The organism is Cupriavidus pauculus (assembly GCF_008801835.1).
Taxonomy (GTDB): domain Bacteria; phylum Pseudomonadota; class Gammaproteobacteria; order Burkholderiales; family Burkholderiaceae; genus Cupriavidus; species Cupriavidus pauculus.
Window position 1 is genome coordinate 42,169 of record NZ_VZOW01000016.1, and the last position, 14,760, is coordinate 56,928.

At 65.9% G+C, this 14,760-nt stretch carries 13 protein-coding genes; 7 read left to right on the forward strand and 6 right to left on the reverse strand.

Annotated elements, in window-relative coordinates; translation table 11 throughout:
* Positions 1–10 precede the first annotated feature (10 nt).
* Together F7R19_RS17240 and F7R19_RS17245 are read right to left on the reverse strand one after the other, a co-directional pair.
* Positions 11–1,168: an iron-containing alcohol dehydrogenase gene (locus F7R19_RS17240; RefSeq protein WP_061956976.1), complete on the reverse strand. Its 1,158-nt coding sequence runs from the start codon at positions 1,166–1,168 to the stop codon at positions 11–13.
* 88 nt (positions 1,169–1,256) lie between these two features.
* Positions 1,257–2,705 (reverse strand): NAD-dependent succinate-semialdehyde dehydrogenase, encoded by a 1,449-nt coding sequence (locus F7R19_RS17245; RefSeq protein WP_150981398.1) that lies wholly within the window; start codon positions 2,703–2,705, stop codon positions 1,257–1,259.
* Positions 2,706–2,902: 197 nt separating this feature from the next.
* Here F7R19_RS17245 and F7R19_RS17250 point away from each other — a divergent pair, with 197 nt between their 5' ends.
* The 4 genes from F7R19_RS17250 (at position 2,903) to ubiT (ending at position 6,415) form a co-directional block, all read left to right on the forward strand.
* Positions 2,903–3,706, forward strand: a complete 804-nt coding sequence (locus F7R19_RS17250; protein ID WP_150981399.1) for an IclR family transcriptional regulator — start codon at positions 2,903–2,905, stop codon at positions 3,704–3,706.
* A gap of 177 nt (positions 3,707–3,883) precedes the next feature.
* Positions 3,884–4,912, forward strand: a complete 1,029-nt coding sequence (gene ubiU, locus F7R19_RS17255; protein ID WP_170292605.1) for a ubiquinone anaerobic biosynthesis protein UbiU — start codon at positions 3,884–3,886, stop codon at positions 4,910–4,912.
* A 133-nt stretch (positions 4,913–5,045) separates the two neighbouring features.
* On the forward strand, positions 5,046–5,966 hold the full coding sequence (locus F7R19_RS17260) for a U32 family peptidase (RefSeq protein WP_150981400.1): 921 nt from the start codon (positions 5,046–5,048) through the stop codon (positions 5,964–5,966).
* A complete protein-coding gene (gene ubiT, locus F7R19_RS17265; protein ID WP_061956972.1) occupies positions 5,963–6,415 on the forward strand; it encodes a ubiquinone anaerobic biosynthesis accessory factor UbiT in 453 nt (150 codons plus the stop codon). Before F7R19_RS17260 ends, ubiT begins: the two co-directional genes overlap by 4 nt.
* 222 nt (positions 6,416–6,637) lie before the next feature.
* On the opposite strand, the gene ahbB is transcribed toward ubiT, so the two are convergent.
* On the reverse strand, positions 6,638–7,627 hold the full coding sequence (gene ahbB / locus F7R19_RS17270) for a siroheme decarboxylase subunit beta (protein ID WP_150981401.1): 990 nt from the start codon (positions 7,625–7,627) through the stop codon (positions 6,638–6,640).
* A 133-nt stretch (positions 7,628–7,760) separates the two neighbouring features.
* Positions 7,761–9,029: an MFS transporter gene (locus F7R19_RS17275; protein WP_061956970.1), complete on the reverse strand. Its 1,269-nt coding sequence runs from the start codon at positions 9,027–9,029 to the stop codon at positions 7,761–7,763.
* A gap of 111 nt (positions 9,030–9,140) precedes the next feature.
* On the opposite strand from F7R19_RS17275, the gene F7R19_RS17280 reads away from it, so the two are divergent.
* Positions 9,141–10,058, forward strand: a complete 918-nt coding sequence (locus tag F7R19_RS17280) for a LysR family transcriptional regulator (RefSeq protein ID WP_150981402.1) — start codon at positions 9,141–9,143, stop codon at positions 10,056–10,058.
* 84 nt (positions 10,059–10,142) lie between these two features.
* Positions 10,143–10,802, forward strand: coding sequence for a hypothetical protein (locus F7R19_RS17285; protein WP_223506199.1), 660 nt, complete (start codon positions 10,143–10,145; stop codon positions 10,800–10,802).
* Between the two features lie 41 nt (positions 10,803–10,843).
* Here the strand turns inward: F7R19_RS17285 and F7R19_RS17290 are convergent, their stop codons facing one another.
* A complete protein-coding gene (locus F7R19_RS17290; RefSeq protein WP_061956967.1) occupies positions 10,844–11,161 on the reverse strand; it encodes an H-NS histone family protein in 318 nt (105 codons plus the stop codon).
* Between the two features lie 773 nt (positions 11,162–11,934).
* On the reverse strand, positions 11,935–13,323 hold the full coding sequence (locus tag F7R19_RS17295; protein WP_150981403.1) for an NCS2 family permease: 1,389 nt from the start codon (positions 13,321–13,323) through the stop codon (positions 11,935–11,937).
* A gap of 446 nt (positions 13,324–13,769) precedes the next feature.
* On the opposite strand from F7R19_RS17295, the gene F7R19_RS17300 reads away from it, so the two are divergent.
* The gene (locus tag F7R19_RS17300; RefSeq protein ID WP_061956964.1) at positions 13,770–14,732 is read left to right on the forward strand and encodes a chemotaxis protein; all 963 of its coding nucleotides are present in this window, start codon (positions 13,770–13,772) and stop codon (positions 14,730–14,732) included.
* The last annotated feature ends 28 nt before the right edge of the window (positions 14,733–14,760 follow it).

The window sequence follows — 14,760 nt, forward strand, 5'->3', positions numbered from 1 at the left end:
CGCGCCGGGCTTAGTATGCGGCGCTGTAGATGGCGTGAGCGTCGGCTTCCAGCACTTCGCGCGGGTTATTCACGAGCAGCCGCGTCTGCAGCATCGCATCGCTGGCCATGCGCGCGATATCGGTCTGCTTGACGCCGACTTCGCGCAGCGTGCGCGGAATGCCAGTGGCCGCGATCAGTCCCTCGATATGCGCGATCAGTGCCGCAGTCTTGGTTTCCGCGCTGCCAGTGGTGCCGGGCAGCACCACATCGGCCAGTTCGGCGTAAAGCTGGCATGCGGCAGGCGCATTGAACTTCATCACATGCGGCAGCACCAGCGCGTTGGACAGGCCGTGCGCAACGTGGAAGATGCCGCCGATCGGATACGCCAGCGCGTGCACTGCGGCCACCGGCGCATTGGCGAACGCCTGGCCTGCGAACATCGCGCCCAGCAGCATTGCTTCGCGCGCGCCGCGGTCTTCGCCGTTGTCGCAGGCCCGCATCAGGTTCTGCGACAGCAACTGCAGCGCGCGCACCGCCAGCATGTCGGAGATCGGGTTCTTCAGATGCGCGGTCGTGTAGGCCTCGATGGCGTGCACCATGGCGTCGATGCCGGTGGCGGCGGTGGCCGCGCGCGGCAGACCGAGCGTCAGCTCGGCATCGAGAATCGCCAGGTCGGCGATCAACTGGGGCGCAACCACGCCCATCTTGGTGGTCTCGCCCGTGGTGACGATGGACACTGCGGTGACTTCGGAACCGGTGCCGGCGGTGGTCGGCATCTGCACCAGCGGCAGGCGCGTGCCCGTGACCTTCTTCACGCCGTACATTTCGCCGATGGTCTGCGTGGCCGGCAGCAGCACGGCGATCAACTTGGCGACATCCATCGACGATCCGCCGCCGAGCCCGAGCACCACTTCCGCGTTGGCCTGGCGCGCGCGTTCGGTGGCTTCCAGGACCACGTGCTCGGGCGGGTCGGCAATCACATCGTCGATCACCGTGACCTGCCAGCCGTGCCGGGCAAGGTCTTCCAAGGCTGGCGCCAGCAGTCCGCTTTTGGCGAGAAATCCATCGGTCACGACGCACAGCCGATGGGCCTGCGCAAACGCCTCGCGCAGCAACGCGCCAAGGCGCCGCGCGGCGCCAAATTCGACGACGACCGTGGGCACAGTCTGAAAGCGGAAAGGGTTCATGGTGTCTCCGGGAGGATGTCCGATGGCTGGTTTCTTATCGTGCCGCCCCGCGGCGCTTTGCACGCGCGGAGCGGCGAGCGGTGACGCTTTACATCTGCAGGCAAAGATACTTGATCTCGAGATATTCCTCGATGCCGTGGCGCGATCCCTCGCGGCCTACGCCCGATTGCTTGATTCCGCCAAACGGCGCCACCTCATTCGAGATCAGCCCGGTGTTCAGGCCGACCATGCCGTATTCCAGCGCCTCGGCCGTGCGCCAGGCGCGCGCGATATCGCGTGTGTACAGATACGCGGCCAGGCCGTATTCGGTGGCGTTGGCGGCGGCCACGGCGTCCGCATCCTGCTTGAAGCGGAACAGCGGCGCCACCGGCCCGAAGATTTCCTCGCGCGCCATGCGCATATCGGCAGTGGCGTCCGCGATTACGGTCGGCGTATAGAAGGTGCCGCCCAGCTTGTGCGCACCGCCGCCGGTCAGCACGCGCGCGCCCTTGGCGGTGGCGTCGTCGACCAGCGATTTCACTTTCTCGATGGCCGCGTCTTCGATCAGCGGGCCGATCAACACGCCGTCTTCGAGCCCATTGCCGACGCGCAGCTGGCCCGTGCGTTCGGCGAATTTCGCGGCGAACGCGTCGTAAATGCCGTCCTGGACATAGAAGCGGTTGGCGCAGACGCAGGTCTGGCCGCCGTTTCGATACTTGGCGGCGATCGCGCCTTCCACGGCAGCGTCCAGGTCGGCGTCGTCGAACACAATGAAGGGCGCATTGCCGCCCAGTTCCAGCGACAGACGCTTGACCGTCGGCGCGGACTGGGCCATCAGGATGCGGCCCACTTCGGTCGATCCGGTAAACGACAGCTTGCGCACGATCGGACTGCCGGTCAGCACGGCGCCAATGGTCTTGGCGTCGCCGCTGACCACTTGCAGCACGCCAGCGGGCACGCCCGCGCGATGCGCCAGTTCGGCCAGCGCGAAGGCCGACAGCGGCGTCAGCTCGGCCGGCTTGATCACGATGGCGCAGCCCGCGGCCAGTGCCGGCGCGGCCTTGCGCGTGATCATCGCGGCCGGGAAATTCCACGGCGTGATGGCGGCGCACACGCCCACTGGCTGGCGCAGCGTGACCAGGCGCTTGTCGGCCGCGGGCGTGGCCAGCACTTCGCCATCCACGCGCTTGCCTTCTTCGGCAAACCATTCGATAAAGCTTGCCGCGTAGGCAATCTCGCCCTTGGCCTCGGCCAATGGCTTGCCCTGTTCGCGCGTCATCAGGTAGGCCAGGTCGTCGGTGTTGGCCAGCATCAGGTCGAACCAGCGGCGCAAGATGATCGCGCGTTCCTTGCCAGTGCGGGCCGCCCAGGCCTTCTGAGCCGCTTCGGCCGCGACCACGGCGCGCTCGGTTTCGGCCGTGCCCAGATCGGCAACGCGGGCGATCACCTCGCCCGTGGCGGGATCGGTCACGTCGAACGTGGCGCCCGAATCGGCGCCCACCCATTGGCCATCGACATAGGCCAGCTGCTTGAATAGCGAGGGATCCTTGAGTTTCATGGCGTGTGATTCCTGGAAGTTGGCCAACGCGCGACCCGACAAGGTCCCGCTTGCGCAAGTTCAATAGATTGAACTATATTCGGTAAGTTGAACGATGGGCCGATGATACGCCCATCCTCGGCAGACCGGCAATAGGCATCGCCGTTCCTTCAAAATCATCGGTCTCCCGCCCGTCGGCAGCCACAACCCTCACGCTCATGCCCAAGTCCAGCTACGACATATCCGACGACACCCCGGCCGCCCGGCCCACCTCGCCGGCCGTGGTGCGCGCGGTGCAGGTGCTGGACGCTATCGCGGCGGCCGGCGAGCCGCTCACGCTGGCAGACCTGACGCGCCTGACCGGCGCGCCCAAGAGCTCGCTGCACGGGATGTGCGACACGCTGGCCCAATTGCAATTGATCAAGCGCCTGCCCAACGGCGGCATGGCGCTCGGTCCGCATGTGATGAGCTGGGCCAGCGCGTTCCTCTCGCGCACGCAGATCAGCGCGGAATTTCAGGCCTTGTGGGACGAGACCGATGCGTTTCACGACGCAACCGTCACGTTGTCGATGATGGACGGCGCCGAAGTGGTCTATCTGGCCTGCCAGAACGGCGATCGTCCGCTTGGCGTGACGTTCCGCATCGGCATGCGGCTGCCCGCGCCATACACGGCCACCGGCAAAGCCATGCTGAGCACGCTGCCCACGGCGGACGTCCATCGCCTGTTCGCCGACGGCATGCCCGCGCCGCTCACGCGCGCCAGCGTGGCAACCTTGAGGGCGCTGGCGGACGAACTGGAACAGGTGCGTGCGGCGGGATACTCGATCGACAACGGCCAGATGCGCGAAGGCATGACGTGCTTTGGCGCGCCGGTGTTCGAAGCGATGCGCGCGCGCGCGGCCGGGGCCATCGCCGTCAGTTTCCTCAGCAGCGAGATCGACGCCGTCACCGGCGAGCGCATCGGCCGCCAGGTGCGCGAGTTGGCCGACCGGCTGTCGGCGCGGCTGGGTGCGCCGCAGTAGCCGGCGCGACGGCATCGGCGTCAGTGATTGACGCGCGCGCTCAGGTCATCGGCGTGGCCGATTTGCACTACGTCCGAACATAAGGAAACGGCTACTTCGTTTTGTTATTGCGCGGCGTCAATGGCTTGAATTCGGTGAATCGCTAGCATCCGGAAGTTAATTTTCCAGATCCTGACGATGACTCAAGCTTCGGCGGACACCATCCGCCGCCCTCAACTGGTGGCGCCGGCCGGATCGCTCGCGGCGCTGCGCATGGCGCTGCAGCACGGCGCCGACGCGATCTACCTGGGCCTGCGCGATGCCACCAACGCGCGCAATTTCGGCGGCCTGAACTTCAGCGAGGAAGACATTCGCACCGGCGTGGCCGAGGCGCACGCGCGCGGCGCGGAGGTGCTGTTCGCGATCAACACGTTCGCCCAGATGGGGCAGGTCGAGCGCTGGCACCACGCCGTCGACGCTGCCGCCGCGCTGGGCGCGGACGCCGTGATCATGGCCGACGTCGGCCTGATCGCCTACGCGGCGGCGCGACACCCGTCGCTGCGCGTTCATCTTTCGGTGCAGGGCAGCGCCACGCATGCCGACGCCATCGAACTGATGCGCGAACGATTCGGCATCCGGCGCGTCGTGCTGCCGCGCGTGCTGTCGGTGCCGCAGATCGCGCGCCTGGCCAGGCAGACCAGCGTCGAACTGGAGGTGTTCGGTTTCGGCAGCCTGTGCGTGATGGCCGAAGGGCGATGCTTGCTGTCGTCGTACGCCACCGGCGATTCGCCCAACAACAAGGGCGTCTGCTCGCCCGCGCACGCGGTGCGATGGGACGAGCGCGACGGCACGATGCAGGCGCGCCTGTCCGGCATCCTGATCGACAGCTACGCGCCCGGCGAACCGGCCGGCTATCCCACGCTGTGCAAGGGCCGCTTCACCGTGGAGGGCGAACACGGCTACGTGCTGGAAGAGCCCACAAGTCTCAACGCGGTGTCGCTGCTGCCGGCGCTGATCGATATCGGCGTCGCCGCGATCAAGATCGAAGGACGCCAGCGCAGTCCGCGCTATGTGGCCGACGTGGTGGGCGTGTTGCGCGCCGCCATCGACGATGCCTGCCGCGACCCGCGCCGCTTCGTGCCGCGCCAGGACTGGCAGGCCACGCTGGGCCGCCATGCCGAAGGCGATCAGGTCACGCAAGGCGCCTATGACCGCCCGTGGCGCTGATGCTTCGCACGCCGGCGGCGCCGGGGCGCACGCGCGCAGTGCGCCAGCCATCCCCGCCGAACCCGCTTTCAGGTCGTCCTTGCGATCGTCCTGCTGCGCGGTCTCCCAATTGCCCGTTCCATCGTCCCTTGCCATGACCTTCCCCCCGCATTCCGAGTCGTTCCGTATCGCACTGGGTCCGCTGCTCTACTACTGGCCGCGTGCCGCGGTGCTGCAGTTCTACGCGTCGGTGGCCGAAGCGCCCGTCGACCGCGTGTATCTTGGCGAGGCCGTCTGCACGCGCCGCCATGAAATGCGCTTCGACGACTGGATCGACGTGGCGCAGATGCTGAACCATGCCGGCAAGCAGGTAGTGCTGTCGACGCCGGTGCTGGTGGAATCAGAAAGCGATATCGCTGTGATGCGCCGGGTCTGCGCGCAGGACGATTTCATGGTCGAGGCCAACGATCTAGGCGCGGTGCGCTGCATGGCGCATCGGCCGTTCCTGTGCGGTCCGCATCTGAATGTCTATCACGCCGACACGCTGGCATGGTTTGCTCAGATGGGCGCGCGCGGGTGCACGGTGCCGGTCGAAATGGACGGCGCAACCATGATGACGTTGGCGGTTGCCCGCCCGGCCGGCATCGCGCTGGAAGCGATGGTGTGGGGCCGCATGCCGCTGGCGTTTTCGGCGCGCTGCTTTACGGCGCGGCATCACCGGCTGCGCAAGGATGCCTGCCAGTACCGCTGCCTCGACTATCCGGACGGGCTGGTGGCCAGCACCGGCGAGGGTCAGGCGTTCTTCACGCTGAACGGCATCCAGACCCAGTCCGCGACGTGCCTGGACCTGTGCGCCGAAGTGTCGCGCATGGCGGCGGCGGGTGTCGACTTCATGCGCGTCAGCCCGCACGCGAGCGGCACGCTGGAAGCGATTGCGCATCTCGATGCGATCCGGCGCGGATTGCGCGAAGCCGGGCCAAGCCCGGCGCTGCCCGCCGACGCCGCGCCCAGCAACGGCTACTGGAGCGGGGCGCCCGGCATCCGCTGGACCGCACCGGCAGGGGAGCCCGCATGACGGTGCTGACATCGTTGATGAAGCGCGTGCATCGGCAGATGCCCGCGCCTTTGCGCGCCGCGCCACTGGTGCTCGCAATGGAAGCGCTACGGCGGGCCGGCTGGCTTGAAGCGCCCGCGGCTCTGGACGGCAAGACGTTCTCGCTGACGGTGGAGGATGTGGCGCTTGAAATCCGCTTTCACTGCGCCAACGGACGTTTTCTTCCCGGCCCGTTCGATGGGCGCGAAACGGATCTGACGCTGCGGGCTGGCGCGCTCAGCTATCTGCGGCTGATCGGCGGCCACGCCGATACCGATACGCTGTTCTTCCAGCGCAAGCTGTCGATTCGCGGCGATACGGCATTGGGGCTCGAGGTCAAGTACTGGCTCGACGCCGCGCCACGGCCCGACTGGCTTGGCAGCGTGGCGCAGCGGCTGGCGCTGCTGTTTCCCGAGCCGCGCGCCACGTGAGCCTCCACGGCGTCGCGCCGCGCCTGCCACAGCGTTTGTGGCGATGCGGTGCGATGCAGCGTCGGTGTGAAGCTTGCGTTGGGGGGATGGCGCAGGGTTTGAGCGCCCCGCCCATGATGGCAGCGGCCGCGTCAGAACTCGGACTCAGAACTCGGGCTCAGAACTCGGGCTCAGAACTCGGGCTCAGAACTCGGGCTCAGAACTCGGGCTCAGAACTCGGGCTCAGAACTCGGGCATCACGCCGCCGTAGCGCGTGCCGCGCTGCTTGAAGCACTGGCTGGCTCTTAGCACCGCGCACGGTACGTCCGACAGGCCTTCGACGGCGTCGAACTGCATCAACGTACTGTGGAATGCCTCGGCGCCCCGTGCATGCACCATCGCGTAGAGGTTGTATTGCCAGTCGGGCAGCCGGCGCGGCCGGCGATAACACATCGTGACGTCCTGCACATGCGCCAGCCGCTGGCCGATCATGTCGACGAGCGCATCGGGCACGTTCCACACGCACATGGCATTGTGCGTGTAGCCAAAAGGACGATATCGGAGAATCGCGCCAAAGCGCCGGATCACGCCGGAGGTGCGCCAGTTGTCCAGGCGCTCGAGCACATCGTCCAGCCGCAGGCCGCTGCGTCGCGCCAGCACGTGGTAGGGCGACGGCGTCAACGCGAGGCCGCTTTCCAGCGCGGCTGCCAGGCGCCAGTCCGCTTCGTCCAGATTCGGGCGCGGCGGCGGCCGCAAGGCTTGCGCCGAACGTGCCGGCGCACGGCGAGGGCCGCCCAGCAGCGGACCGGTATCGACGCGATATTCGCGTTCGAGCGGAAGATCCAGCGGTTTCTGGCCGACGTCCGCGGCGATCCGCGCCAGAACGTCGTCCAGCCCGCGACGATCGCGCGCACCGGCCGCAAACCAGAGGTTGTATCGATGCCCGGCGCGCGCGTGGTGCTGCGCGACATTCACGTCGCCGTTGATGCGGTCGACCACGCGCTCCAGGTCGATCTGCGGCACAGACAGCGCGGCAACCGTGCTGGCGCCGATCGTATTCGGGGCAAATACGGCGCCGATGCGGCTGATGCGGCCATTGCCCAGGTCGCGCGCCAGCAGGCTCAGGACGGTGTGTTCGGAAAGGCCGACGGCTTCGGCGGCAAGCTGGTAGGGACGCGCATGCAGCGGGAAATCGTGTTGCATGCGATGGTAGAGCTGGGCTTCATTGAACATGGCGAGCGGTTGGGACAATGCGTTGAGGGCATGGTGTCGAAACGCAGGCGCCGTATGTGGCAATGAACCGGAACTCGCCCGCATCATGCGGGCACATCATCATGAACTTCGGCAATCGTCTCGTTGACGGCGGTCAAACTGGATCGAGATGATATGTAGCATTCGCCTTGGTACTGTTGCGCTCCATACGAACTGCGTAGAGTGCAACGGCCAGTGCCGCCAGCCCGGCCAGCGACGCCACCCAGGGCAGCGCCGTAAGGCCCAGACCATGGTCGACCACCAGTCCGCCCAGCCACGCGCCCAGCCCATTGCCCAGATTGAACGCGGCGATATTGAAGCTCGACGCGAGGTTCTCGCCCGGGCCGCGGGCATGGCGCAGCACGCGCAACTGCAAAGGCGACACCGTCGAGAATGCGGCGATGCCGAGCACGCCGACGAAGACCACCACCGCCACGGCGTTGTGCACAGACAGCGTCATCGTGGCCAGCGTCAGCGTCAGCATCGCCAGCGCGCCGAGCAGCGCCCCGGTGGGCCGGCGATCCGCCATGCGTCCGCCCAGCACATTGCCGATGATCATGCCGCCGCCGAACAGCAGCAGAATCGGCGACACCGCGGCTTCGCTGAAGCCGCTCACGCGCGTCAGCAGCGGCTGCACATAGGTGATCACCGCAAATATCCCCATCGACTGCAGCACCGTCATCAGCAATCCCAGCAGTACCTGAGGGCGACCGATGGTCTTCAATTCGTCGGCAAGGCGCACCGGGGCCTCGTGCGTGCGGCTGTTCTTGACCATTACCGCAATCACGACGAACGACAACAGGCCGATGGCCGTCATGGCCCAGAACGTGGCGCGCCAGCCGAAGTGCAAGCCAAGCCAGGCGCCGGCCGGCATGCCCAGCAGCGTGGCCAGCGTGAGTCCCGAAAACATGATCGAGATCGCCGACGCGCGACGGTTGGCGGGCACCAGTCCGGTGGCCACTACGGCGCCGACGCCGAAGAAGGTGCCATGCGTGAGCGATGTCACGACGCGCGCCACCATCAGCGTGGTGTAGTCCGGCGCGAGCGCGCAGGCCGCATTGCCGATGGTGTAGAGGATCATCAATCCCATCAGCACATTCTTGCGCGGCATGCGGCGCGTCAGCAGGGTCAGGACCGGTGCACCGGCAAACACGCCGAGCGCGTAGCCAGACACCAGCATCCCCGCTGCGGCGATCGTGACGCCAAGATCGGCCGACACCTGCAACAGCAGGCCCATGATGACGAATTCGGCACATCCAATGCCAAACGAGCCGGCGGTCAGCGCGTACAGCGCCAGCGGCAGCCGGCCCGGAGGCGTCGCCTGCGGCGCGGCCGATGACGGGATCGACCCAGAGGGTTGAGGGGAAGACGAGGGCGAAATCATGTTGGGTCTCCAGCAAGGCCGGCGGCAGAGAGAAGGGAGCAGTGTGGGCATTTCCAATTTTCTCGGAAACGGGCAATATCAATAATAAGTTTCAAATCTTCGTTGAGAATCATGGATCGTATTGGTGACATCGGATTGTTCCTGCGGGTGCTCGACCTTGGCTCGATCAGTGCCGCGGCGCGCAGTCTCGATCTGTCGGTGGCGGTGGCAAGCCAGCGCCTGCAGCGTTTGGAGCGCGACCTTGGCGTTCGCCTGCTGCATCGCACCACGCGCCGGCTGCATGCCACGCCGGAGGGCGCCATCCTGGCCGAGCAGGGACGGGTACTGGTGGAGGATCTGGAGGCGCTGTCGAGCTCGTTGCGCCAGGCGGGCGCCGGCGTCACCGGCACGCTCAGGCTGACCACCTCGGCGTCGTTCGGCCGCCAATATGTGTCGCCGCTGCTGCCGGACTTCCTGCGCGCGCATCCCGGAGTCAACCTCAGCATCGACCTGACCGACCACGTGCTCGATCTGGTCAGCAGCGGCTACGACCTGGCCATCCGCATCGGTGCGCTGGAAGATTCGACGCTGGTGGCGCGCAAGCTGGCGGACAACCAGCGTCTGCTGTGCGCATCGCCGGCGTACCTGCGCGAACACGGATATCCGGAGTCGCCAGCGGATCTGGTGCGGCACCAGTGCCTGGTATTGGTGGGGGCGCAGGGCCGCGCCGACGTCTGGCGCTTCGAGGATGGCAGCGGTGGGGAGATTGCGGTGCGCGTGCGCGGCCGGATCGAGGCCAACACCGGCGAACTGCTGTCGGACGCGGCGCTGGCGGGTTTTGGTATCGCGCTGCATTCCATCTGGCATGTCCGCGAAGACTTGCGGACCGGGCGGCTGGTGCAGGTGCTTCCGAATTTTCCGATGGCGGTCAACGGCATTTACGCGGTGATGCCGCAACGGCGACTGGTGCCGCCGCGAGTGCGCGCATTCGTCGATTTTCTGGCCGATCGCTGGCGCGATAACCCTCCCGGCGCACCCTGGCCACCCTGATCTGCTTAATTCTTGAGCAGCCCGGTGCGGTAACGCACGGATGCGGCCGGCGCCGCCTGTTAAGTCAGGATATCCACAGAACCTGTGGATATCCTGAAAGTTCCCCCGGATACTACCGGCTTGCACGTCGCGGCTGTGCCGTGCCGCCAACCTCGCCTAATTGTCAGCTTCTTGCCCGCTATGTTCACGATCCGGTTATCCACAGCTTCATTTGCCGTCCTCGCCGCGGCGCTGCAGGCAGGTTGCGTGTCCTATTACCGGGTGCCGTCGGATGCGCCGTACGCCAGCGTGCGGTTGACTAGCGACACGGACAACCGCACCACCTTCAACGTGCTGGATCCGGATGCCTGCCCGAAACCCTATCCGCGGGTGCTGGCGGGCATGGGCAAGCAACTGGCGGCGATGGGTCGGGAAACGGGGCTCGATATGGCGGGCAGGTCTGTGGAGCCGCCTGCGCGCACGCGCGAGCGCAAGGTGCTGCCGGGCAAGCGGATTTATATCGCGGCGATCTCTTATGCGGCGCCGCCAGCTGAGGACATGCGATGCGCGGCGGGAGTGTCTTTCATCCCGCAAGCGGGCGGGCAGTACGAGATCCGGTACACACGGGACGAGACCGCGGCGCATTGCGCGGCCCGCGTATTGCAACTGCAGCCCCAGGCCGACGGGGGCGCAGTGCTGGTCCAGGAATCGACGCAGCAAGGGTTCCGCGCATTGCGCGCGGAATACCTGTGCGAGTCGCGCTAGGCGCGCGCCGGGCGTCAGGACCGTGACGCCAACGGCCCCAATCAGGCCTGTTCGATCAGGAAGCGCTCGGGGCGCTTGCCCAGCCATGCCGGGGCGCGGCCACGGCCCGACCACGTCTTGCCGGTCTTGGGGTCGCGATACTTCGGGGGCAGCGCCGAAGTCTTCTTCGGGGCGCCGCCGGTGCTGCCGGCAGGGCGTCCGCGACGGCGCTTCGGGGCGATGTCTTCCGCGGTCAAATCGTATTCGACCATCAATTGGCGGATCTGCTCGATCACGCCGGATACCTCAGTGGCACGGACTTCGTGCAGCTTGGCTTCCAGTGCTTCTTTTTCGGCCAGCAGTTGCTTGTATGTCGGCATTTTTTGGATCCCCAGTGCAGAGTGGCAGCCCGTTGCATGAGCCATGCATTGCGGCCGCATAACAAAAATACTACAAGAATTATCCGTGCAAACACGATTCAAACGTGAAATGCAAAAAAAACTGGCCAGATCGATGTCAAACCGGCAGGCAATCGACTCGATTATCGATCGCTGCCGGTGATCAACCTTTGGGTTTCATCGACGGCGGATGGCATCGTAACCAAAAGCGGCAATTGGAAGCAATACGCCCATGCCAATTTTCGTCAATTTACCGCTCCCGGGTCCGGATAGATCAATTGGGCGCTCGTCGCAAGTCAATTGTAAGGTTGACACGGTGCGCGTCCAGACTGGCTTGCCAATTTGCTACCTCAATGGCCATTCGCATGAATGCCGTAGTGGGGCAATTCCGCCATGTCGCTGTGGTGTCAGCGAATCAACATTCATCCGAAGATTCCGATGCTGACAAATTTATCATTGCGTTTTCCGAGACGAGATCGGAAAGCGCCAATCGCGGCGACGCTTTGATGAAGCGATACGGCGACGGCGTCGGAAATTCAGATTGTCCGACGCGGCATCGCGGTAATTCGTGGGAGCGGAAATTCGGAAGCGCGGTGTCGCTATCGGCGTGCCGTTTTATTTCGATCGCGGTGCAACGGCGGGTGCGCACAAATAAAAAAGCCCTCGGAGGGAAAGTCCCCGAGGGCGGCAAATCCACCGGTGATCCCAGGTGGAGGAGACATCGTGGTTGTGGATGTCGCAGTGCGCGATTCAGGTTAGATGGCCCAGCCTCCGGCATAAAACGCGGCCAGTGCCACGGCAATTGCCACGGTGCCAATATTGAGCTTGCGCCATTCGCCGGCCACGATGCGGCCAATCACCAGCGTGCAGAAACCAAGCATGATGCCGGTGACGATATTGCAGGTCAGCACAATGAACACCGCGCAGACCAGACCGGCCAGCGAGTCGACCAGATCGTCCATATGCAGGCGCGAGACGCTGGAAAGCATCAGCAGGCCCACGTACATCAGCGCGGGCGCCGTGGCGTACGACGGCACCAGTCCGGCCAGCGGCGAGAGGAACATCACGGCAAGGAACGCCAGGCCGACGGTGACCGCGGCCAGCCCGGTGCGCGCGCCAGCCGCCACGCCCACCGTCGATTCGATGTAGGCCGCCGCAGGCGCGCCGCCAAAGAACGCCGAGAAGATCGAACTGACCGAATCGGCGGTCAGGGCGCGGCCGCCATTGTGGATGCGGCCAGTGGCGTCAAGCTGGTTGGCCTGTCCCGCCACGGCGCGGATCGTGCCGGTGGCGTCGAAGACCGCCGTCATCACCAGTGCCAGCACGCTCGGCAGCACCGCTGTGCTCAGCGCGCCGCGAATATCCATCGCACCAATCAGCGATGCATGGCCCGGTGCCGACAGCGTCGGCAGCGCGAACACGCCGGTGAACTTGACGGCCGGATCGAATATCAGGCCCAGCGCGGAGATGGCGATGATAACCAGCAGGATGCCGCCGGGCACGCGACGGCGTTCCAGCCCGAAGATCGCGGCCAGCCCCAGCACGGACATCATCACCGGGAAGGCGGTGATGTGACCCAGCGCCACGGGCAGTCCCGGGCCGGGGTTCTTGACCACCAGCCCGACTTCGTTCGAGGCGATCAACAACAGGAACAGGCCGATGCCGATGCCCGCGCCGTGCGCCACGCCGGCGGGCAGGTTGCGCAGGATCCACGACCGCACGCCAGTCACGGAGATCGCGGTGAATACCACGCCCATCAGGAACACGGCGCCAAGCGCTACCGCCGGCGACAGCTTCTGCCCCAGCACCAGCCCGAATGCCATGAACGCGGTCAGCGAGATGGCGCAGCCGATGGCGATCGGCAATCTGGCCCACAGGCCCATCAGCAGCGATCCGAAGGCCGTGGTCAGGCATACGGCCACGAACACCGCGCTGGTATCGAAGCCGGCTTTGCCCAGCATGCCGGGCACCACGAACACGGCATACACCATCGCCATGAACGTGGTGATGCCGGCAACGACCTCGCGCCGCTGGGTGCTGCCGCGCGCGCTGATCTCGAAATACTGGTCGATCCTGCCCGCGGCTTGCGATGCGGGGCGTACGGCCTCTGCGTCCTTGACGGACGGATAGGGCTGTTCGATCATGCTTGTCTCCTTGCTGGGGCGCTGCGCGCGTCCGCGTACGGATCGTGCGTCAGTCTCGTCTCACGTGGTTCCGGGTGTGCGAGGGCGGAGGTCCCGTGGCATCGGGCGAAGGGTGCGGGCGTCTCGTTCCTCGGTGTCCGGCGCGGGGGCCGGGGGCCGGTCGGCGCCTCTGGCGGGCGGGATCTCGGCGAGGCTCAAAGGTAGGCGAGGCATCCTGCGGGTTCATCATCGGCCGCGCATGCGCAACATGCCCGCGACCGAATAACCACGGCCGCGCGGTGCTCCGCAAGGCTCAGGGATTTCCCTCGGTGGCGCGTGGCGACGCCGTCCAGGCCAGCTACACGTCACAAGCGCGCCGCGGGAGCGCTGCGGCGCTAAAGGTCGCGCGCCCCGCGCCGATAGCCCTTTGGCAACACCCATATTCACCAAGCCAGCGGAGCCACAGCATGACCAGCGCGATGAGGGACATCGACGAGCGCACCAACCTGACCAACAACAACCAGTTCGAGTTGCTGTTGTTCCGACTTGGCGATGCGACACACAGCGGACAGTCCGAACTGTTCGGCATCAACGTATTCAAGGTGCGTGAAATCCTGGTCATGCCTTCCGTGACGACCGTGGTGGGCGCGGGACCATCGATCCTTGGCATGGCCGATATCCGCGGTCAGGTGATCCCTGTGATCGATCTGCCGCGGCTGCTCGAATGCACGCCGAAATCGGGCCTGAACATCATGCTGGTGACCGAATACGCGCGATCGACGCAGGGCTTCGCCGTCGAGGCCGTCGAGGAAATCGTGCGCCTGGACTGGAGCCAGGTGATCTCGGCCGAGACCAGTGTGAAGGGCGGGCTGGTGACCAGCATCGCCAAGCTCGATGCGGGCGGCGACAATCCGCGCCTGGTGCAGGTGCTCGACGTCGAGCAGATCCTGCGCGACGTCCTGCCGACTCGCCAGCCCGATGTGGATCCGTCCACCGTAGGCCCGCAACTGAATCTGCGCCCGGGCAGCAAGGTGCTGTGCGCCGACGATTCGGCGCTGGCGCGCGGCCTGATCGAAAACGGCCTCAAGGCGATGGGCGTGCAGGTGGTGATGACCAAGACCGGCCAGGAAGCCTGGGAGATGCTTGGCCAGATCGCCGACCTCACGGCAAGCCAGGGCAAGACCATCCGCGACGAAGTGGCGCTGGTGCTGACCGACCTGGAAATGCCGGAGATGGATGGCTTCACGCTGACGCGCAAGATCAAGGCCGATGCGCGGCTGAAGTCGCTGCCGGTGGTGATCCATTCCTCGCTGTCGGGCGAGGCCAGCGAAGAGCACGTGCGCAAGGTCGGCGCCGACGCCTACGTATCGAAGTTCCTGGCCAAGGACCTGGCCGATACGATCCGCGGCGTGCTGGCGCGCCATCCGTAACGCACGTCGGCCAAGCCGGCTTCCGAAA